Below are 20,284 nucleotides of genomic sequence, written 5' to 3' on the forward strand. Positions count from 1 at the left end.
AGATGACGCATTTTTGCGTTACTTCAAGAGATACACACAGACCCGCACTGATGTCAAGTAACTGAAAATCACGTATTGTTGCCAGTTATGGAGCTATCGGAGGTGATCGGGGCGAACGCACGAGCACATCGCAAACGTCACAGCATGACGCTCGACGAAGTTGCGAAAGTGGCTCGGTCTCACGGGTTGCGCTGGACTAGTTCGCGCACCGGAGACTTTGAGTCCGGCCGAGTCAGTTCAACCATCGGCACCGTTGTCGCCGCATGCATGGCGTACAGCGAAGCGACCGGCGATCCGTTGACCGTTAGTGCCGTTCTAGCGACACAAGACCAACTTGACCTCACCCCGGAACTCAGCCTCACTTCCGACCGCCTAAAGGAGATCCTGGCCGGTGGCGATCCAACGCCGTTGGCCGGCGACACCAAAGGCACCGATGAGATTCGAAAGTCCGTCGCAAGCTCCGCCAACGCCTTTCGGCAAGCGGCCACAAGGTTCCCCGATGTCGACATCCGCACACTCAAAGACGTGGAAGACAACTCCGGACTCGCGACCTCACGACTGGCAGCAGACCTAGAGACCTCCGTTCAGATGATCAATGCGGCCAGCGCAAGTCTCTGGAATCGCTCAGTCGAGGATGAACGCGATTCACGGGCTGGCGAACACGCCACCCCACAAAGGCGCGGCCATGTTATGCGGACGTTGAAGTCCGAGTTGAGGCAAGCGATCAGGGGGCGAGATGGCGACGATTGAGAGCTACAGCACCAAGAGCGGCAAGCGATATCGCGTCCGCTACCGCACTCCCGATCACCGCCAGACAGACAAGCGTGGCTTCCGTACCAAGCGTGACGCCGAGGCCTTCGCTGCCACCGTGGAGGTCGAGAAGCTGCGCTGCGAGTACGTAGCGCCGGCGCTGGGGCGAATCACTGTTGGTGAGCTCGCGCCGACGTGGTTGGAGCGCAAGGAATCCGACCTCAAGCCCTCTGCGTACCGACCGCTCGAGGTCGCGTGGAACAAGCACGTAAAACCACGGTGGGGATCAGTCAGCATCGTCGACGTCGACCTTGACGCGGTGGAACGCTGGATTGCCGACATGGGACGCACCGTCACCGAAGCTGACGGCACCGTGACGAAGAAGGGCTCGGGCGCCACCGTGGTGCTGCGCGCGTACGGGGTGCTGGCCGGCATCCTCGACTCCGCAGTCAAGGCGCGACGACTCGCGGCGAATCCTGCACGGACCCCGGAGAACCTGCCACGGAAGAAGCCGAAACCCCGCACCTACCTCACCCACGACCAAGTGGCCGCGCTCGCCAACGAGGCGAAATACCCCACCCTCATTCGACTCTTGGCCTACACCGGGCTGCGCTGGGGCGAAGCGATAGCACTGCGTGTCGACCACCTCGACCTCCCCCGCAAACGCCTGACCGTCATCGAGAACGCCGTCCAGGTCGACCAGAGCCACATCGTCGGCACACCGAAGTCGGGCGACCCACGATCTGTGTCGATCCCCGAGTTCCTCGTCTTCGAACTCTCGGCACTCGTCAAAGACCGTCCAGGGGACGCGCTCTTGTTCGACGACGGTCGCGGCCGCTACCTGAAGCGCCCGGTCTCGTTCACCGGATGGTTCGCTGGGGCCGTCGACCGCTCGGGTGTCCCCCGCGTCACGATCCACGACCTTCGACACACAGCAGCGAGCCTCGCAGTATCGGCCGGCGTGAACATCAAGGCGCTCCAACGCATGCTCGGACACGCGTCCGCGGCGATGACCCTCGACGTCTACAGCGACCTGTTCGACGACGATCTCGACGCAGTGGGGATCGCCCTGAATCACGCACGGTCGTCGGCGAGTGTGGGCAAATCGTGGGCACAGACCGACATGGACACTTCCGCTGGATAACAGAAAGGCCTCTCACCTGCGTAAACAAGTGAGAGGCCGCTGCGGAAGCGGAGGGATTTGAACCCCCGGTGGTTTTACCCACGCTCGCTTTCAAGGCGAGTGCATTCGGCCGCTCTGCCACGCTTCCCTGCCGAAGAGGGTACGTGAGCGCTCGCGCGGCGTCGTCATCAGCCCACCCGCAGCAGCACCTTGCCGATTGCATCGCCGCTGTTGAGGCGCTCGTGGGCGGCCTGGGCGTCGGCGAGTTCGAACACCGAGTCGGTCACCGGGACCACCGAACCTGCCTCGATCAGCGGCCAGGTGCTCGCGTAGGTCTTCTCGACGATCACGGCTTTGCCGTCGGCGCCCGTCACAGGTCGTGACCGCAGCGCGGTGCCGTACACCGAAAGGCGCTTGGAAATCATTGTGCCGATAGGCAATTCACCCTTGACTCCACCTTGCATGCCGATGATGACCAGTCGACCTCCGGTCGCGAGCGCCTTGACGTTCCGCGGCAGGTACGCGGCGCCGATGATGTCGAGGACGACGTCGGCGCCACCGTGCTCAGAGATCACCTCGACGAAGTCCTGCGACGAGTAGTCGATGAGGATCTCCGCGCCGAGTTCCGCTGATCGGGCAAGCTTTTCCTGCGTGCGTGCGGTCACGGCGACCCGCGCTCCGAGCGCGCGGCACAACTGCGTCGCGTGCGTGCCGATCCCACTCGATCCGCCGTGGATCAGCACCAACTCGTCGAGCTGCAGGTGCGCGGTGAGCAGCAGATTCGAAACCACGGTGCAGGCGACCTCGGGCAGACCGGCCGCCTCGATCAGATCAACGTTCGACGGTTTGGGCAGCACCTGCGCAGCGGGCACGGTAACGAGTTCGGCATAGCCGCCACCCGCGAGCAGCGCACAGACCTCATCGCCGACCGACCACTGCGTGACCTCCGAACCCAGCTCGACGATCCGCCCCGAAACCTCCAAACCGAGAATGTCCGACGCCCCGGCGGGCGGCGGATAGAGACCCTGCTTCTGCAGCAGGTCGGCACGGTTCACCCCGGCGGCCGCGACCTCGATGAGGACCTCGCCAGGTCCCGGCGTCGGGTCCGGCACGTTGGCGACGAACAGAGAGGCGGTATCGGGCTCGACACTGATTGCACGCATGTCACCGATGCTGCCTCAGTCCGCGCAGAAAGGCACACGGCACAGGCTTGCGCGGCCGGCATCATGTCCAGGAGGAGCGAACCTTCCGCATCGCGAGGCAGACCTTCGTGAAGTCGTCGACACCGAGCACGTCGACGACGTACTCGCGAACCACGTGATCGCGGACGGCTGCGATCCGAGACAGGGTGGCGCGGCCGTCGTCGGTGATCCGCACGAGACGGTGCCGGCCGTCGAGGTCGGAACGCACACGGACGACGTCGCCGGTGTCGATCATCCGACCGATCTGGCGCGAGACGGTGCTGACGCCCATGTGCACAGTCGTCGCGAGTTCGCTGATCCCGAACTGCTGACGCGACGCGAGGACCTCGAGGATGCGCAGATCGGTCGTCGTCCATCCGTGAGCACTGAACACGCTGTTGACCTGGGCCATCAGAGCCCAGCCGCCGTCGACGAACGAGTGCCAGAGAGCGGTCTGCTCGGGGGTCAGGCCGTCGTCGGAAGTGGACATCGGGGCGCTCGGCACCTGCGATCCGGGGAGCGGCCAAGAGCTTGTGCGTGATGCACGCGGCGACAATCCGGGATCGTTCACATTGGCCAACTTAGTATGCATTGTCGCGTAATGCGAAACCGTGTGGATCGACCGACCCACATCGCCCCGTCGCAGAAATCGACTAACCGAACGACCCGAGCGTCCTGACCAAATGGTCAACTTCGTACGGCGTCGAGTAGGGCCCGAGACCGATACTCACCGCACCCCCGAAGTCGCTCGCGCCCATCCGTGTCAGCGATCGGCATGGCAGGTCGGCGAGCGCACATATCCCGTTGTCGGAGAGGCGTCGGACGACCTTGTCGGCCGACACCTGATCGACGGTGAAGCTCAGCGTCGGGACGCGGTTACCCGGCGATCCGACCACCGACACCTGGCTGAGCTGCTCGAGTGTGGTGGTGAGGTAGACCATCAGCCGGTCCAGGTACTCGCTGACCGCGTCGAGGGAGGCGACGAGCCGTCGACGCCGCTTTCCGATGGCACCGGCATCCAGTGAGGCCAGGTGCTCGATCGACGCGACGAGGCCGGTCAGTAATCCACCCTGTAGCGGTTCGAGTTCGAGGCGCGCAGGTCCGACTGCACGCGGATCGACCGACATCGGCACGAGCCGTTCCATCGTGCGGGGGTCCCGGAACGCCATGGCGGCGACCCGTGGACCGCCCCACCGTTCCGCTGACACGACGAGGACGTCTGCGCCGAGTTCGTTGATATCGAGAGGCATGTACGGAGCAGCATTCGTCGCGTCGACGACCAGCATCGCGCCGCGTGTGCGCGCCATCTGCGCGATCGCCGGGATGTCGGTGATCGCACCGAGCGTCGACGACGCCAGTGTCACCGCGACCACCGCGGTCCGCGCACCGATCAATTTCTTGTACTGCCACACGGGCAACTCACCCGTCTCGACGTCGAGCTCCGCCCACCGCACCGACCCGCCATAGCGTCCGACGACGCGCATCCACGGCACGATGTTGGGCTCGTCGTCGGCATGACTTACGACGACGTCGCCGCCGAGCCAGGTATTGGGCGCGATCGACTCCGCCAACGCCCAGATGAGCGCCGACCGCGACGGTCCGAGCACAATGCCCGCCGCCCGCGCACCGACGAGGTCGGCCACCGCTCTGCGCGCACCGTCGACCGCCTCCGCGGTGTGGACCGCTCCCGGATAAACACCCCCGGGGGCCGCACCGAGCTGCCGGAATCCCGAGGACACGGCGCTCGCCACTGCGTCGGGGATGAGCATGCCCGCCTGGGCGTCGAAATGAATCCAACCGTCGCCGAGCGAGGGGAACAGTCCTCGCACCGCGGCGACATCGAGACTCATGCCAGCCACGATAGACGGCGCGGTCGGCGAGTTCGGACAGCTCGTCGGATCGACGTGTGGACATTCGTGCCGCCGCTCGGCGCCGTCAATACCCACGACTCGCAACGGGCGTCAGAGGCTTTCGGCACAATGGGACGCATGGCTAGCGAAGGCACATCGTCCGGAGCGTTCGATCCCCGCGGTTTCGGTTCCCCCGCACACGACGACATCGAGGTTGTCGGTCCGGGTGACCACGCACATCAGAAGGACAACGACGGCGAATCGAAAGACAGCGTCGCCGACATGGTCGAGCAACCCGCCAAGGTCATGCGCATCGGCACCATGATCAAGCAATTGCTCGAAGAGGTCCGTGCGGCTCCTCTCGACGAGGCGTCTCGTAATCGGCTCCGCGAGATCCACCAGACGTCGATCCGCGAACTCGAGGACGGTCTGGCTCCTGAACTGCGCGAAGAACTGGAACGCCTGGCACTGCCCTTCTCGGACGATTCGACGCCGTCGGACGCCGAACTGCGAATTGCGCAGGCCCAGCTCGTCGGTTGGCTCGAAGGACTCTTCCACGGAATCCAGACGGCACTCTTCGCCCAGCAGATGGCGGCGCGCGCCCAACTCGAGCAGATGCGGCAGGGTGCGCTACCCCCGGGCATCGTCGCTCCTGGAGGCCCGGGAGGCCCCGGCGGCGGGCCGAGCACCGGTCAATACCTCTGAGCATCGGTCCAGACCCGGTCCCTGCCACGCCGCCCGTTCCGGAACGTCAAACTGCTCGCTTGTATGCTGAATCCCCGTGTCAGCGGTAGTCAGCGAGCGGAAAGTTCCGCCACCACCCACGACGTCGGATTCGAGGTCGTTTCGGCGGGCGTTCAAGGACCTCTCCGACGGACTGCGCGCGCGGGAACTGTGGGCGCTGCTCGGCTGGCAGGACATCAAGCAGCGGTACCGGCGATCGGTCCTCGGGCCGCTGTGGATCACCATCGCAACCGGCATCACCGCCGTGGCGATGGGCTTGCTGTACTCGCAGTTGTTCGACGAGGACATCACCACCTTCCTGCCGTACGTGACCCTCGGTTTCATCTTCTGGGGCTTCATCGAGGGATCGATCCTCGACGGTTCCGAGGTGTTCGCGAAGAACGAGGGATTGATCAAGCAGATCCCGTCGCCGCTGTCGGTGCACGTCTACCGGCTCGCGTGGCGACAGCTGATCATCTTTGCGCACAACATCGTCATCTACCTCGTGCTGCTCGCGATTTTCTGGAAGCACATCCACCTCAGCTGGACCGTCGTGCTGATCATCCCGGCGATGATCCTGTTCGTGATCAACAGCGTGTGGGTCGCGATGGTCTTCGGCATCCTGACCACCCGCTTCCGCGACATCGGTCAGTTGCTGACCACCGCGGTACGGCTGGTGTTCTTCATGACGCCGATCATCTGGAGCGCGCAGTCGCTGCACAAGGTCGCAGGCGAGGGATCGTCGCGTGCACGCATCGTCGAGATCAACCCGATGTTCCATTACCTGGAGATCACGCGCGGGCCACTGCTCGGTGAGTCGGTGGCCTTCTACCACTGGGCCATCGTCATCGGCTGCACCGTCGTCGGATGCCTGCTCGCCCTGTTCATCATGCGCAACTACCGCGCCCGAGTTCCGTATTGGGTGTGAGCATCGTGTCCGACTCCCCGAAACCCATCTCCAAGAACGATTCCGTCCGCGTCGACACCTGGGATGCCTGCGTCGACTTCCCCATCTTCGACGCCAAGACACGGTCGCTGAAGAAGTCCGTACTCGGCGCTGCGGGAGGCGTGATCGGCGCCAACGCGTCGAACGTCGTGGTGGTCGAGGCGCTCAAGAACATCAACCTGCACCTCGAACACGGCGATCGCATCGGCCTCGTCGGCCACAACGGCGCCGGCAAATCAACGCTGCTGCGGCTGCTGTCGGGCATCTACGAGCCGACCCGCGGATCGTGTCGGGTCAAGGGCCGGGTGGCTCCGGTCTTCGACCTCGGTGTCGGCATGGACCCGGAGATCTCCGGCTACGAGAACATCATCGTCCGTGGCATGTTCCTGGGTGTCAGCCGTAAGGAGATGCTCGCCAAGACCGACGAGATCGCGGAGTTCTCCGAACTCGGCGACTACCTCAACATGCCGCTTCGGACGTATTCGACCGGTATGCGCGTCCGGCTCGCGCTCGGCGTCGTGACCAGCATCGATCCCGAGATCCTCATCCTCGACGAGGGTATCGGCGCCGTCGACGCCGAGTTCATGAAGAAGGCGCGTACCAGGCTCCAGTCGCTTGTCGAACGGTCGGGCATCCTCGTCTTCGCCAGTCATTCCAACGAGTTCCTCGCGCAACTGTGCGACCGTGCTCTCTGGATCGACCACGGTGAGATCCGGATGGACGGCGGCATCGAAGAAGTGGTCGGCGCCTATGAGGGACCGGCCGCTGCCGCGCACGTGCGCGAGGTGCTCGACGAGATGGCGCAGACCGACGGCACGTCGGCATGAGTGGCTCCGCAGGCACGGCGTCGCGGGTCGTCGCGGTCGTGGTGACGCATCGTCGGGCGCAGTTGCTGGCCGAGTCGCTGGCCGTGGTCTCCTCCCAATCGCGTCCCGTCGACCACCTCGTCGTCGTCGACAACGGGAACGAGCAGCAGGTGGCCGAACTCGTTGCTAGGCAGCCTATTCCAACGACGTATGTGGGTTCGGAGCGCAATCTCGGCGGTGCGGGCGGATTCGCCCTCGGCATGCTGCAGGCGTTGGCGCTCGGGGCCGACTGGGTGTGGTGCGCCGACGACGACGGGCGCCCGGAGGGTGGTGAGGTGTTGTCGACGCTGCTCGACTGCGCGGCGCGGCATCGGCTCGACGAGGTATCGCCGGTGGTCGTCAACATCGACGACCCCGACACACTCGCCTTTCCATTGCGCCGCGGAGTGGCGTGGCGGCGCAAGCGGTCAGAGTTGTTCGAGGGCGACGGCGAGCCCGCCGGCGACGACGACCTGCTCCCGGGTATCGCGTCGCTGTTCAACGGCGCGTTGTTCTCGGCGCATGCGCTCGACGTGGTGGGCGTCCCCGACCTCCGGTTGTTCTTCCGCGGCGACGAGGTGGAGGTCCATCGACGCCTCGTACGCTCCGGATTGCGCTTCGGCACGTGCCTGACCACGGCGTATCTCCACCCATACGGGTCCGACGAGTTCCGCCCGATCCTCGGCGGCCGCATGCACACGCAGTACCCCGACAACGCTGTCAAACGGTTCTTCACCTATCGCAACCGCGGCTTCCTGATGAATCAGCCGGGTCTGCGCAAACTGCTGCCCCAGGAATACGCACGGTTCGGCTGGTACTTCCTCGTGCAGCAGCGCGACGTCGCGGGCTTCCGCGAGTGGTTCCGCCTGCAGCAGCTCGGGCGACGCGAGCGGTTCGTGCGGCCCGACTGAAGAGTCGACTGTACGCTCCCTGCCGCCGACCGTGCGCCCCGTGCCGCCGACTGTGCGCTCGGTGCCGCCGACCGTGCACCCCCTGCTGTCGACCGTGCACCCCCTGCTGTCGACTGTGCACCCCGTGCCGCCGGCCGTGCGCAATTCGCGGTCCGCCCACACCAGAACTAGAACGTGTTCTAACCTGTGAGAGACATCGATCCACACAGGGAGAGACATGCGGTTCACCTTCGCCGAAGCGATGACAGATCCCAACTTCTATGCACCACTCGCCCAGGCGGCCGAGAAGGCCGGGTACGCAGGCTTCACCATCCCCGACTCGCTCGCGTATCCCGAGGAGTCCGACGCCGCCTATCCGTACACGCCGGACGGCAATCGGGAGTTCCTCGACGGCAAGGCGTTCATCGAGACATTCATCGAGGCCGCTGCGCTCGGAGCAGTGACGTCGACAATCCGCTTCACGCCCTTCGTTCTCAAGCTGCCCGTACGACCGCCCGCGCTGGTCGCCAAACAGGCGAGTTCCGTTGCCTACCTGACGAATAACAGGCTCGCACTCGGTGTCGGTACCAGTCCGTGGCCGGAGGACTACGAGTTCATGGGCGTCGACTTCGCCCGACGCGGCAAGCGAATGGACGAATGCATGGACATCTTCCGCGGACTTACGTCCGGCGAGTACTTCGAGTTCCACGGCGAGTTCTACGACATCCCACGCATCAAGATGACCCCCGCTCCGACCGAACCGATCCCGCTGCTCGTCGGAGGGCACGCCGACGCCGCGTTGCGCCGAGCAGTGGTCCGGGGCGACGGCTGGATGCATGGTGGCGGTCCCGCTGAAGAACTCGACGCCCTGCTCGACAAGATCACCGACATCCGCAAGGCGGAGGGGAAGCTCAACGCCCCGTTCGAGATCCACGTCATCTCTCTCGACGCGTACACGGTCGACGGATGTAAACGCTTAGAGGACAAGGGCATCACCGACGTGATCGTCGGTTTCCGGCTCCCGTACGTCATGGGTGACGACACCGAACCGCTGCAGACCAAGATCGACCATCTCAACTCCTACGCCGACAACGTGATCGCCAAGGTCAACCGCTGACGCACAGTCGGCGACGGGGAGCGCACACTCAGCAGCACAGAGCGCACACTCGGCAGCACAGAGCGCACAGCCGACGACGGGGAGCGCACAGCCGACAGCAGGGAGCGCACAGTCGGCGACAGGGAGCGCACACTCAGCAGCACAGAGCGCACAGCCGACAGCAGGGAGCGCACAGTCGGCAGCACGGAGCGCACAGCCGGCGTCAGCGGCGCATCTCGACGACCTGCGAGTTGTTGAACGGAGTCTGCCGCACGACGTGGAGGCCGGACGCCGAAAGCTGTTGATACAGCGGAGTCGAGGTGAAGTGGTTGGGCGAGAAGACCCAGTACGCGGTGGCCCCGGGATAGGTGACGTAGCCGCGATCGCGGTCTTTGTCGGTGATCACCCACATCACGGTGCAGCTCTCCGCGAATCGTCGATACGCGGTGACGGGTTTGTCACCGTCCCAGAGCGAGTCGGCGCGGATCGCATCGACCGACGGTCCGACATCGCGCAGGCCGACGAAGTCATCCGGCTTGGCGCGTAGGACCACCCGTTGCGACACCGGACTCCATGTCGGTTGCGACGAGAATGCAACACAGTCGCCGGGGCGGGCATTGTCGCCGACGTAGTCGGCTGCTTCGGAGAAGTCCGTGCCACCCAGGCGACCGTACGGGCTGCGGTCGGCAAGATACGTCGGTGCTGCGGCAGCGGCCAAGACCACAACGAGAAGCGCTGCGGCCCACATGCGGTCGCGGGCGATCTGTCGTACCGCCCACGCGAGGATCAGCGCCACGCCACCGGCGGTGAAGATGAGATAGCGGGGCGTGTACACCGCGTCGACCAGCCACGAGAAGACGAAAACCAATACTGCGGGCACCGCCACCCACAGCAGACCGACACCGAGGATCGACCATCGCCCCCGTGCGCCCCGAACGGCTGCGACGGCAACCCCCACCACGGTGACAACGGCACCGAGGACGAGGAAAACGGTTGCACCGTCGAAGAACTCGTATCTCGCGTAATTGGCGAGCATCCGCGGGGTCATCTGCTCCACCCACGAGATCTGGCCCCGCTGAGAGATCACGACCCGGGCGAACGGCGCGATGACCAGACAGACGGCGAACGCCGCGATCACGAAAGCGATCACACTCGAGAACCGTCGAGGCCTCCCGGCATCCCCGCGGGCCCGTGCGCAGACGATCATCAGGTGCGCGGCGAGCAGTGTGATGGTGAAGAAGAACCACATCACGCCGACAACACACACGATCACGTACGCCACCCACCAACCCCAACGTCGACGCCGCGATGCAGTGACGTCGACATCCAGCGCGATCAGCAGGACCAAGGTCATCGCGATCGCCAGCGCGATCGTCCCGGCATACGATCGGGCCTCCGAGCCCGCCCAGGTGGTCCGCGGCAGACAGAGCAACACGAGTCCGGCGATGACGCCGAAGCGCGTGTCCCACAACCGTTCACCGAGGACGACGAACAGGCCGGCCGCGACCCCGATCGCCAGTGCGGACGGGAACCTCAGCGAGAACTCCGACAGTCCGAACACCTTGGTCCAGACATGCATGCACAGGTAGTAGAGGGCGTGCACAGCGTCGGTCCGCGCGAGCAGGTCGACCATCGCCGACAGCGGGCGATGTATTGCCGAAACCGTCGCAGCCTCGTCGTACCAGAGCGAGGGACGCCAGGACCCCATGGCGGACAGGAACACTCCGAGGATCCCGACCGCAAGCGCGGGCAGGACAGTGCGGAGTCGTTCAGTCGCCGTCAAACAATCTCATCCAGTTCTCGCGGCTGGTCAGTTCGGGCATGGCGCGCTGCCACTGGTCCGCCACGTCAAGTCCCTCGCGACGCAGTCGCACGCACAACTCGGCGAGCTCGCGACCGAGCCGCACCGCGGTCTGCTTGTCGCGCCGCCTGACCCGCACCCCGGTCTGCGACGAGTCGGTCACCACGGCCGACGAGAACAGTCCGACATGCCACCAGCGTCCGTCGTCGGCGGAGATGGAGACCGGCGCTGGTGAGACACGCCCGAGCCATTGCTGCACAGCACGTTTGACCAGGACGCGGGTTTCCTTGTCCTCGTCGGGCAGTGGTCCGCGTCGCGAGATCCTGGTGTTCGGGTCGGCGTCGAGTACGACGTCGGCGCTGTCGCGGATGACGGTGTCGGGATACTGCGCGCGCAGTTCCTTCAACTCCGGCAGCTTCGACACGCCACCGTCGGCCAGTATCGATGGCCCGCTCAGGAAATCTCTCACGGCGAGCAGGAAGGTCGCGGCCAGTCCGTAGCGCATCGACACGATGTGCGAGCCGATCTCCTTGGCGACGACTGCGGCCACGTGTTTCGGATCGTAGGGTCCGTGGATCGCCGCGACGACGAGCGCGTTACGCCAGCTGAAGTAGCGCGACCAGTCGTCGTAGTCCTTGAGGTGGAAGTCGGCGTGCCAGACACCGGCATTGGGAAGTGTGACCGTCGGAAAACCGTTGCGGCGCGCGCGGATACCGAATTCGATGTCGTCCCATTGGAAGAACAGCGGCAGCGAGAGTCCGGCAGCATAGACCGCTTCGACCGGAAGCAAGCACGACCACCAGCCGTTCCAACCGGCGTCGGTCCGCGCATCCTGTTGCTTCTCGAGAGCGTTGAGGCCCTGCTTGCCGTAGGCGCCCGGCCGCCCAGCCTTGAGTTCGTCGAGTGCCTCCCACTCCCCGGTCATGTGCACGCGGTACGTCTCCGACGCGAGCAGCATCTGCGAGCCAACGAGCATCGGCCGAACCGTGCTGTTGGCGAAGGAGGTCAGTCGCAGCACGGATTCCGGTTCGCAGGTGATGTCGTCGTCCATCACGACGATGTCGGTCTCGTGGCTGCCACCCTTGGTGACCTCGTGGATACCGCGGTTGAATCCGCCGGCGCCCCCGAGGTTGGGCTGGGTGATGTAGTGCAGGCGGTCACCGAGGACAGTGGCCACCTCACTGAACCGCTCCTGGTCTGCGACGCGGTCAGTGCCCTGGTCGACGATGTACACAGCTGCAACCCGCTCGAGCACGACAGGATCGGATGCGAGCGCCATCACCGTCGCCACGGCGTCTACCGGCCGGTTGTGTGTGCACATGACCACCGACACAGGGCGATCACGAACCCGCGAATCCACACTCCACTCGACGTCGGAGATGCTGGCGGGACCGTCGATGGCTGTCAGCTCGAACCAGAGCGCACCGCCGTCGACGAAGCGCTTGACGTCGAGGTCGAAGCTCGCATGACCCTGGCCGGAGACCTCCGCGGTCTGTACGGGCCGTTCGCGACCACTGATATCCGACGCCCGAATGTCGATCCGCAGCGTCGTGCCGGGTGCGCAGTCGTGGTCGAAGTCGAGGCGGACCGACCGCACGCGGGTGTAGCTCTGCCAGAACGACGCGGGGAAACGTCCGAAGTAGGTGTTCACCGACAGTCGGGCGCCGGGCCCGAGGTGTGCGCGACGTCGATCGAGCCGAACCCGGGAGAGATCGACGTCGGCGTACATGCCCGGCTCGATCCGTGTGTCCGGGCCGGTGAAGAGCGTGCGCTGGACCAGCAAGCGATCCGACGACGAGCCGGTCTTCGGCGACAAATCGGACGATTCGGCCTGCTCGGTCGTTGTAGTGGTCGGCTGTGCTGCTGTCGACATTGCATCCCATTCGTCTCTTCGGGGGCTCCACGCGGCACGTGTCAGCCCCGACGGCCCCACACTAACCCACTTCCTGTGAGCGCCCCGGCACCGGCACCCGACGAGCTCACCGCTGGTGGGCAACGCCGACAGATCACTGCCGCAACGCATTCGGTCGGAATACCGCATTGCTCCCGAACCGGTGCACGCCCGGCTGTGCCGGAGCGCGCACACTGGGTGTGTCGGTGGTTACACCTGCCGGCGTTACCAGTCGGTCGTTCACGCGTCCGACAGTGCAGCCAAAGCAGCCTCAGCGGCGTTGAAGCCACACATCCCGTGCGCGCCACCACCCGGTGGGGTCGCGGCCGAGCACAGGTAGACACCACGGACGCCGGTCGCGTACGGCTCCGGGGTGAGTCGTGGGCGGGCCACCAGATGGAGGAGGTCGTTGCGTCCGCCGCCGATGTCGCCTCCGGGATAGTTCGGATTCGCTCGCTCGAGCTCGGCGGGCGTCGTCGCACGTACAGCGACGATCCGGGTGCGGAAGCCGGGTGCGAATCGCTCGATCTGCGCGGTCACATACTCCGTCGCGTCGCCCGAATACTCCTGCGGCACATGGGCATACGCCCACAGCGGCTTGAGTCTGCCCGACGCTCGATACGGGTCGGCCACCCATTGCTGTCCGACGAGGGTGAACGGACGGCGAGGCATCCGTCCCGCGGCGACGTCGGCTTCGGCCTGCACGATGTCCGATGCTTCGCCGCCGAGGTGCACGGTGCCCGCACGAGCGCAGTCACGTGCCGTCCAGCCGACCTCCTCCTCGATCACGTAGTCGACCTTGAAGGCGGCGGGCCCGCGGCGCCATCGCCGATACGACCGTGCGACGCGGGCGGGTTGACGCGCGCCGAGGATGTCGGCGGCTGCCTGCGGCAGCACATCGAGGATGACGACGTCGGCGCTGACCTGCGCGATGTCGGAGAGGGTCTGTCCCCTCTCGATGCGGCCGCCGAGCGAACGCAGCAGACCTGCGAGCGCGCAGGTGATCGCCGACGACCCGCCCACCGCGACCGGCCAGCCGCCGTGGTGGCCCGCGGCGGTCAGCATGAGGCCCGCTGCCGACGAACCGGGCAGGTCGAGTCGGGTGAAACCGTGCGCGGCCATGCCGGTGAACAGCGCGCCCGCGTGCGGACCGAGGAACCGGGCGATGCTCGTCGCCGGTGCCAGCGCAGGCAGTCCGAATCGGGCCAGCGCGAGCGGATGACGCGGCAGCGAGAGCATCGGCGAGAGCACGTCGTCGGCGATGTCGGGAAACCGCCTGGAGACCGCGCCGAGAAGCGAGAGCCACCTGTCCCCCGCCCCGGGATATCCGGCGTCGGCGAATCCGGCGGCGGTCTGCTCGATGTCGCGGAAGAGCAAGGCGGCGCCACCGTCGTCGCGTGGGTGTGCGCAGTCGATCTCCGGCCAGGACCAGCGCAGACCGTGCTCGGCGAGAGGGAGTGTTCGCAGATACGGCGAGGAGACGCCCAGCGGATGAAACGCCGAACAGTGGTCGACGACGATCTCAGGGTGCGCCTCGTCGAAGGGCCCGGACCTGGTGCCGCCACCGATCGTGTCGGCACCCTCGAGGACCGTCACGTCGAGTCCTGCCTGTGCGAGTCGGACCGCCGCCGCGAGTCCGTTCGGACCTGCGCCGACGACGATCGCGGTCGACACGACTACGTGACCCGGAAGATGACGGTGCGCTGCACCACGAAGTTGATGACCGTAGCCGTCCCCTGTGCGATCACATATGCAATGAGACTGTTGAGGAACGTGTGCTCCCAGACGTGGGCGAGCCAGGTGTAGATGCCGACGTTGACGAAGAACGTGCAGCAGTACAACAGCGCGACCGCGATGAACCGAGCGGTACTCGGTGATGCACGGAAGGTCCAGCGCCGGTTGATGATGTACGCGCAGGTGGTGCCACAGATGAAGCCGATGGCCTTGGACACCACCGGAGGCAACCCGACCCCGAACTGCAGGATCGTCGTCAATCCGAAGTCGAGGATGCCCGAGAGGACGCCGCTGATGACGAATCGGAGGATCTGCGTCGCGAGCGGGACGTCGGTCGACGCCTCGGCGTCGTCGACGGGGAGCTCGATCGGTGTCGGGGCGTGGCGCGTCGAGAAGTCTTCGTGCCGTGACTTGTGATCGTGCTCGTCGTCGGAGGTTGGGTCTTGCACCCTGCCACCCTAGACGGTGCGCCGAAGCGCTGAACTCAGAACTCCTCTTCGACGTCGGAGTCGCGGGCGGCCTTCTCGCCACGGTCGAGCGTCGAGAGTTCGGCGAGGTCGGCGGCGTCGAACGAAAAATCGAAGAGGTCCGCATTCTCGAGTTGCCGACCGCGGTGTGACGACTTCGGTACCACCGAGATGCCCTGCTGCACCGACCACCGCAGTGCGATCTGCGTCGGCGATTTGCCGTACTTGCGTGCGAGTCTGATGATCACGGCATCGCCGAGCATGCCCTCCTTGCGCCCGGTGGGATGCCACGCCTGCGCTGCGATTCCCCGCTCGGACATGAACTCACGCAGCTCGTCGCGCGCAAGCGCCGGTGAGCACTGGATCTGGTTGACCTGCGGCCACACACCGGTCTCGTCGTAGAGCATCTGCAGTTGATGCGCCTTGAAGTTCGACACCCCGGGCACGGTGATGAAGCCCTCCTCCGCGAGGGTCAGCAACGCGCGCCAGGAGTCGACGGTCCGGCCGAGACTCGGACACGGCCAGTGGATGAGGTAGACGTCGATGTGCGCGATACCGAGTCGGCGTGCGCTCTCTTTGGCCGCGTTGATCGCCTCGTCGAACCCCTGGTCGCCGCCACCGAGCTTGGTCTGGATCGCGACCTCGTCGCGGTCGATGCCGGATTCGCGCAAGCCCATGCCGACGCTGAGTTCGTTCGAGTATCGACTTGCCGTGTCGAGCAGGCGATATCCCGACCGCAGCGCACTCGACACCGCTTCGACGCATGGCATACCGAGCATGTCGTAGGTTCCGAGGCCCACCAGTGGCAAACGGTAGCCAGACGAGAGTTCGACCGAGGGGATGTCCACGTACTCAAGGATATGTTTGCGACGGACGATCGTGCCCGGTGAACAACCTGCGTCGATGACGCATCGTGACCATGGGGCCCCCGGCATGGCTCGCCCGTTCTAGTCATTTCGGAAACTACCCCGAGATCCGACCTGGACTTTTACCTCGGAGTATCGACGAAACCGACTGAAAACGGGCGACGGTGATCACCGCAGCGACAGGTGGGGTACCCCGGCCCTCGACAACCCGCCGTGGCGATGGTCTGCTCGATACATGGAGCGCTTCGACGACATCATCATCGGCGCAGGTCACAACGGGCTGACGACCGCGGCGTACCTCGCGCGCGCAGGCCGCCGAGTGCTGGTGCTCGAGCGTGCCGATCACGTCGGAGGTGCGAGCGTCTCCGCGGCGCCGTTTCCCGGAGTGCCCGCACAGCTCTCCCGATACTCCTACCTCGTGTCTCTGCTACCACGCGAGATCATCACCGACCTCGATCTCGACATCACCCTGATCCGACGCCGCTACTCGTCGTACACGCCGGTCCCGTCGGACCCCTCGCGCGGCCTGCTCGTCGACAACGCAGACGAGCAGGCCACCGCGGAGTCGTTTCGACGAATCACCGGCGATGACACCGAGTTCGCGTCGTGGCAGTGGTTCTACGGGCGTATGGGCGAGATCGCGCGCCGCGTCTTCCCTACGCTCATCGAACCCCTGCGCAGCGCCGAGGACCTACGTGATCTGGTGACCGGTGTGGCGGGTGCGTCCGGGCTCGACTCGTCGCTCGCCGAACTCTGGGAACTGCTCACCGAACGGCCCCTCGGTGAGCTCATCGAACGTTATTTCGTCGACGACGTGGTGCGCGGTGTCGTCGCCACCGACGGGCTGATCGGCACGTTTGCCGATCTCCACGACGCTCGGCTGCGCCAGAACATCTGCTTCCTCTACCACCTGATCGGTGGTGGCACCGGGGACTGGGATGTTCCGGTGGGAGGAATGGGTGCGGTGTCCGGGGCGCTGTACGAATCCGCTGTCGCGGCGGGCGCACAGATCCGTACCGGGGTACAGATCACCGGAATCGATCCGAGCGACGGCACGGTCGAGTGTTCCTCTTCGCCGTCCGGGATCCTCGCCCGCGGATCGATGCTCTACGTCGCGTGTGCGCCGCAATCGGTCAACTCCTGTCTCGACGATCCGCTCGACGTCGAATCAGACACGGCCGGGTCGCAATTGAAGATCAATCTGCTGCTGAATCGGCTCCCCGCATTGCGCGACGGCTCGACTGCCCCCGATGCCGCGTTCGCGGGGACGTTCCACATCAACGAAACGTACGGCCAACTCCACGCGGCATGGCAACAGGCCCGTGTCGAGAGGGTGCCCGACGTTCCCCCGTGTGAGATCTACTGCCACACTCTGTCCGACCGGTCGATCCTCGGTCCGGAACTCGAGGGAGCACACACGCTCACGCTCTTCGGGTTGCACATGCCACCAACCGTGTTCGACGCCCCTTCGGCTACGGGCGTAGCGGTCGAGGCCACCCTGGCGTCGTTGAATTCCGTTCTCGCAGAATCCATTCAATCTGTCATCGCGATCGATGCGCATGGCAATCCGTGTATCGAGGTCAAGACGCCACGTGACCTGGAAACCGCACTTGGTCTCCCCGGCGGCAACATCTTTCATCGGAGTCTGCAATGGCCCTGGGCTCCGGATCCCGATGCCGTCGGGCAGTGGGGCGTGGAGACACGGCATCCGCGCGTCCTATTGGCGGGTGCGGCAGCGCGTCGCGGCGGAGGCGTCAGCGGCATTCCCGGACACAACGCGGCGGCCTTCACATTGCGCTCCTGACCACCGCCGGCCGACGACGGTGCGGCGTCGTTGGCCGAGTCTCACGAGTCACGACGAGGGGGCCGAGCCGCGTCGGGCACACGTACGCGCGCGGTAGGATCGTCGGCGATGTCTACTGAAGAGCTGTTGCCGATCACCACGCGCACGCTGGCCGGATGGTCACGTACCACCCCGATCACCGGGCATGTCCTGTCGACGCCGTACCCCGAGGTCATCGCCGATGCGGTAGCTCGGGTTGCCGACGACAACGCCGACAAACCGGACTACCTCAAGCGTGGGGTCATCGCCCGCGGCCTCGGCCGCTCGTACAACGAGTCGGCGCAGAATTCCGGTGGCCTGACCGTCGACATGACACCACTGACCAGGATTTATTCGCTCGACGAAGAGACCGGCATCGTCGACGTCGACGCAGGCCTCTCGATCGATCATCTGATGAAGGTGGTCGTGCCGCGCGGCTTCTGGGTGCCGGTGATGCCCGGCACTAGGCAGGTGACCATCGGTGGCGCCATCGCGCACGACATCCACGGCAAGAACCACCACGCGACTGGCGCGTTCGGCGATCACGTCACCGAGATGCAACTCCTTGTTGCCGACGGCCGCATTCTCACCCTGACTCCCGACGGCTCGCCCGACGACCCCGACGGCTCGCTGTTTTGGTGCACGGTGGCGGGCATCGGTCTGACGGGCATCGTGCTGCGGGTGAAGATCAAGCTCAAGCGCACCGAGACGGCCTACTTCAAGGCCGACACCTTCACCACCAACAACCTCGACGAGACCATCGCGCTGCACCTTGAGGACAACTACGAGGACGGCTACGAGTACGCGTCCGGCTGGTTCGACACGATGAGCGCCGCCCCGAAGCTCGGTCGCGGTTCGTTCAGCCGCGGCAATCTGGCAACGTTCGACGAACTGCCGGACAAGCTCAAGAAGGATCCACTCAAGTTCAACCCGAAGCCGCTGATCACGCTGCCGAATATCTTCCCGCGTGGACTTGACAACAAATTCGACTTCGGGCTCATCGGCGAGCTCTACTACCGGGCCGGATCGAACAAGCGCGGCATCATCGAGAGCCTGCCGCAGTTCTACCACCCGCTGGATCTGATCGGGAACTGGAACAACGCGTACGGGCGCCCCACCGCATACGGCAAGGGCGGCGGCTTCACCCAGTATCAGTTCATCGTGCCGAAGGGCAACGAGGACGAGTTCAAGAAGATCATCACCGACATCCAGGCGTCGGGTCACATCAGCTTCCTCAACGTGATCAAGCTGTTCGGCAAGGGCAACCCCAAAGCGCCGCTGTCGTTTCCGTTCGAGGGGTGGAACGTCTGCCTCGACTTCCCGCTGCGCGCGGGGCTCGCGGAGTTCCTCAACGACATGGATCGCCGGGTCATGGAGATCGGTGGACGGCTCTACACCGCGAAGGATTCGCGGACATCGGCCGAGCATTTCCACAAGATGTACCCGCAGATCGACAGGTGGATCGCCAAGCGTCGTGAAATCGATCCGACGGGCGTGTTCTTGTCCGACATGGGCCGCAGACTCGAACTGAACTGACCAGCTCGGGCCGAGCTCCGTTGCAGCCGAATCGTAGTGCAGCGCAGGGCACGGTGCCGGTCCTACGTCCAGACCACCACCAACTTCTGACCCATCCGAGGAGACACCACCCATGTTCAACGCCGTCGATGCGCCGCAATCGATCCTGATCCTCGGTGGTAGCTCCGAGATCGGGCTCGCCATCGCGTCCGAGTTCTTGCAGCGCGGCCCGGCGCGGGTGATCCTCGCCGTCGTCCCGGGCGATCCGACCGCCGACGCCGCAGCCGACACCATGCGCAAAGCGGGTGCGACCTCCGTCGAACTCATCGACTACGACGCCACGAAGCCCGAGACGCATCCCGAGACCATCGAAAAGGCTTTCGCCGGAGGCGATGTGGACCTGTCGATCGTCGCCGCGGGCGTGCAGTTCGACGACGAGCAGGTCTGGCAGGACCAGCAGAAAGCAGTCACCGAGGTCACCATCAACTACACCGCAGCGGTCAGCGTCGGTGTACTGCTGGGCCAGAAGCTCAAGCATCAGGGCCGGGCACAGATCGTCGCGATGAGTTCGGTTGCGGGCGAGCGCGTTCGACGCAGCAATTTCGTGTACGGATCGTCGAAAGCAGGACTCGACGGCTTCTACCTCGGCCTCGGCGAAGCACTGGCCGATGACGGCGTGCACGTCCTGGTCGTCCGCCCCGGTCAGGTGCGCACCCGACTGTCGGCGAACGTCAAGGAAGCGCCCCTGACCGTCAACAAGGACGTCGTCGCCAAGGCCGTCATC

The 20,284-nt window shown here is 65.2% G+C and carries 18 protein-coding genes and 1 tRNA gene; 10 read left to right on the top strand and 9 right to left on the bottom strand.

Annotated features, from left to right (window positions below):
• Positions 1-144: 144 nt before the first annotated feature.
• Positions 145-750 carry an XRE family transcriptional regulator gene (locus GOOTI_RS23115; protein ID WP_233425568.1) on the top strand — a complete coding sequence of 202 codons (606 nt, stop codon included), beginning with the start codon at positions 145-147 and terminating at the stop codon, positions 748-750.
• A complete protein-coding gene (locus GOOTI_RS23120; RefSeq protein WP_007241027.1) occupies positions 737-1,894 on the top strand; it encodes a site-specific integrase in 1,158 nt (385 codons plus the stop codon). The genes GOOTI_RS23115 and GOOTI_RS23120 overlap by 14 nt, the downstream gene beginning before the upstream one ends.
• Before the next feature lie 42 nt (positions 1,895-1,936).
• On the opposite strand, the gene GOOTI_RS23125 is transcribed toward GOOTI_RS23120, so the two are convergent.
• The 4 genes from GOOTI_RS23125 to GOOTI_RS23140 form a co-directional block, all read right to left on the bottom strand.
• Positions 1,937-2,021, bottom strand: a tRNA-Ser gene (locus GOOTI_RS23125).
• A gap of 40 nt (positions 2,022-2,061) precedes the next feature.
• Complete coding sequence (locus GOOTI_RS23130) at positions 2,062-3,036, bottom strand: NAD(P)H-quinone oxidoreductase (protein WP_007241028.1); 975 nt, start codon at positions 3,034-3,036, stop codon at positions 2,062-2,064.
• A gap of 61 nt (positions 3,037-3,097) precedes the next feature.
• On the bottom strand, positions 3,098-3,544 hold the full coding sequence (locus tag GOOTI_RS23135; RefSeq protein ID WP_007241029.1) for a MarR family winged helix-turn-helix transcriptional regulator: 447 nt from the start codon (positions 3,542-3,544) through the stop codon (positions 3,098-3,100).
• A 163-nt stretch (positions 3,545-3,707) separates the two neighbouring features.
• Positions 3,708-4,904 carry a cysteine desulfurase-like protein gene (locus tag GOOTI_RS23140; protein ID WP_007241030.1) on the bottom strand — a complete coding sequence of 399 codons (1,197 nt, stop codon included), beginning with the start codon at positions 4,902-4,904 and terminating at the stop codon, positions 3,708-3,710.
• 138 nt (positions 4,905-5,042) lie between these two features.
• Between GOOTI_RS23140 and GOOTI_RS23145 the strand changes: the two genes are divergently transcribed.
• From GOOTI_RS23145 to GOOTI_RS23165, 5 genes are all read left to right on the top strand, one after another.
• The gene (locus GOOTI_RS23145) at positions 5,043-5,609 is read left to right on the top strand and encodes a bacterial proteasome activator family protein (RefSeq protein WP_039994612.1); all 567 of its coding nucleotides are present in this window, start codon (positions 5,043-5,045) and stop codon (positions 5,607-5,609) included.
• Positions 5,610-5,685: 76 nt separating this feature from the next.
• On the top strand, positions 5,686-6,555 hold the full coding sequence (gene wzm, locus GOOTI_RS23150) for a galactan export ABC transporter permease subunit Wzm/RfbD (RefSeq protein ID WP_007241032.1): 870 nt from the start codon (positions 5,686-5,688) through the stop codon (positions 6,553-6,555).
• Positions 6,552-7,400 (top strand): galactan export ABC transporter ATP-binding subunit Wzt/RfbE, encoded by an 849-nt coding sequence (gene wzt, locus GOOTI_RS23155; RefSeq protein WP_007241033.1) that lies wholly within the window; start codon positions 6,552-6,554, stop codon positions 7,398-7,400. Before wzm ends, wzt begins: the two co-directional genes overlap by 4 nt.
• Entirely contained in the window at positions 7,397-8,329 is a 933-nt protein-coding gene (glfT1, locus tag GOOTI_RS23160) for a galactofuranosyltransferase GlfT1 (protein WP_007241034.1), read from the top strand. Before wzt ends, glfT1 begins: the two co-directional genes overlap by 4 nt.
• Before the next feature lie 217 nt (positions 8,330-8,546).
• Positions 8,547-9,425, top strand: a complete 879-nt coding sequence (locus GOOTI_RS23165; RefSeq protein ID WP_007241035.1) for a TIGR03619 family F420-dependent LLM class oxidoreductase — start codon at positions 8,547-8,549, stop codon at positions 9,423-9,425.
• 202 nt (positions 9,426-9,627) lie between these two features.
• Here GOOTI_RS23165 and GOOTI_RS23170 read toward each other — a convergent pair whose 3' ends face one another.
• From GOOTI_RS23170 to GOOTI_RS23190, 5 genes are all read right to left on the bottom strand, one after another.
• Complete coding sequence (locus GOOTI_RS23170; RefSeq protein WP_007241037.1) at positions 9,628-11,187, bottom strand: glycosyltransferase family 39 protein; 1,560 nt, start codon at positions 11,185-11,187, stop codon at positions 9,628-9,630.
• Positions 11,174-13,078, bottom strand: a complete 1,905-nt coding sequence (locus tag GOOTI_RS23175; RefSeq protein WP_039994606.1) for a glycosyltransferase — start codon at positions 13,076-13,078, stop codon at positions 11,174-11,176. Before GOOTI_RS23175 ends, GOOTI_RS23170 begins: the two co-directional genes overlap by 14 nt.
• A gap of 258 nt (positions 13,079-13,336) precedes the next feature.
• Positions 13,337-14,770, bottom strand: coding sequence for a phytoene desaturase family protein (locus GOOTI_RS23180; RefSeq protein WP_007241039.1), 1,434 nt, complete (start codon positions 14,768-14,770; stop codon positions 13,337-13,339).
• Between the two features lie 2 nt (positions 14,771-14,772).
• A complete protein-coding gene (locus GOOTI_RS23185) occupies positions 14,773-15,279 on the bottom strand; it encodes a GtrA family protein (RefSeq protein ID WP_007241040.1) in 507 nt (168 codons plus the stop codon).
• A 35-nt stretch (positions 15,280-15,314) separates the two neighbouring features.
• Complete coding sequence (locus tag GOOTI_RS23190) at positions 15,315-16,145, bottom strand: aldo/keto reductase (protein WP_039994607.1); 831 nt, start codon at positions 16,143-16,145, stop codon at positions 15,315-15,317.
• Between the two features lie 253 nt (positions 16,146-16,398).
• On the opposite strand from GOOTI_RS23190, the gene GOOTI_RS23195 reads away from it, so the two are divergent.
• From GOOTI_RS23195 to dprE2, 3 genes are all read left to right on the top strand, one after another.
• Positions 16,399-17,967 carry a phytoene desaturase family protein gene (locus GOOTI_RS23195; RefSeq protein WP_007241042.1) on the top strand — a complete coding sequence of 523 codons (1,569 nt, stop codon included), beginning with the start codon at positions 16,399-16,401 and terminating at the stop codon, positions 17,965-17,967.
• A gap of 108 nt (positions 17,968-18,075) precedes the next feature.
• Positions 18,076-19,521, top strand: coding sequence for a decaprenylphosphoryl-beta-D-ribose oxidase (gene dprE1 / locus GOOTI_RS23200; RefSeq protein WP_007241043.1), 1,446 nt, complete (start codon positions 18,076-18,078; stop codon positions 19,519-19,521).
• Between the two features lie 112 nt (positions 19,522-19,633).
• On the top strand, positions 19,634-20,284 hold a 651-nt coding region (dprE2, locus tag GOOTI_RS23205), incomplete at its 3' end, for a decaprenylphospho-beta-D-erythro-pentofuranosid-2-ulose 2-reductase (RefSeq protein ID WP_007241044.1).

Origin of the sequence: Gordonia otitidis NBRC 100426 (genome assembly GCF_000248075.1) — a bacterium.
GTDB classification, from domain to species: domain Bacteria; phylum Actinomycetota; class Actinomycetes; order Mycobacteriales; family Mycobacteriaceae; genus Gordonia; species Gordonia otitidis.

Bases quoted from the DNA above. Each gene is read 5' to 3' on its own strand.
- GOOTI_RS23115 (WP_233425568.1), top strand. From the start codon at position 145: ATGACGCTCGACGAAGTTGCGAAAGTGGCTCGGTCTCACGGGTTGCGC.
- GOOTI_RS23120 (WP_007241027.1), top strand. From the start codon at position 737: ATGGCGACGATTGAGAGCTACAGCACCAAGAGCGGCAAGCGATATCGC.
- GOOTI_RS23130 (WP_007241028.1), bottom strand. From the start codon at position 3,036: ATGCGTGCAATCAGTGTCGAGCCCGATACCGCCTCTCTGTTCGTCGCC.
- GOOTI_RS23135 (WP_007241029.1), bottom strand. From the start codon at position 3,544: ATGTCCACTTCCGACGACGGCCTGACCCCCGAGCAGACCGCTCTCTGG.
- GOOTI_RS23140 (WP_007241030.1), bottom strand. From the start codon at position 4,904: ATGAGTCTCGATGTCGCCGCGGTGCGAGGACTGTTCCCCTCGCTCGGC.
- GOOTI_RS23145 (WP_039994612.1), top strand. From the start codon at position 5,043: ATGGCTAGCGAAGGCACATCGTCCGGAGCGTTCGATCCCCGCGGTTTC.
- glfT1 (WP_007241034.1), top strand. From the start codon at position 7,397: ATGAGTGGCTCCGCAGGCACGGCGTCGCGGGTCGTCGCGGTCGTGGTG.
- GOOTI_RS23165 (WP_007241035.1), top strand. From the start codon at position 8,547: ATGCGGTTCACCTTCGCCGAAGCGATGACAGATCCCAACTTCTATGCA.
- GOOTI_RS23175 (WP_039994606.1), bottom strand. From the start codon at position 13,078: ATGTCGACAGCAGCACAGCCGACCACTACAACGACCGAGCAGGCCGAA.
- GOOTI_RS23195 (WP_007241042.1), top strand. From the start codon at position 16,399: ATGGAGCGCTTCGACGACATCATCATCGGCGCAGGTCACAACGGGCTG.
- dprE1 (WP_007241043.1), top strand. From the start codon at position 18,076: ATGTCTACTGAAGAGCTGTTGCCGATCACCACGCGCACGCTGGCCGGA.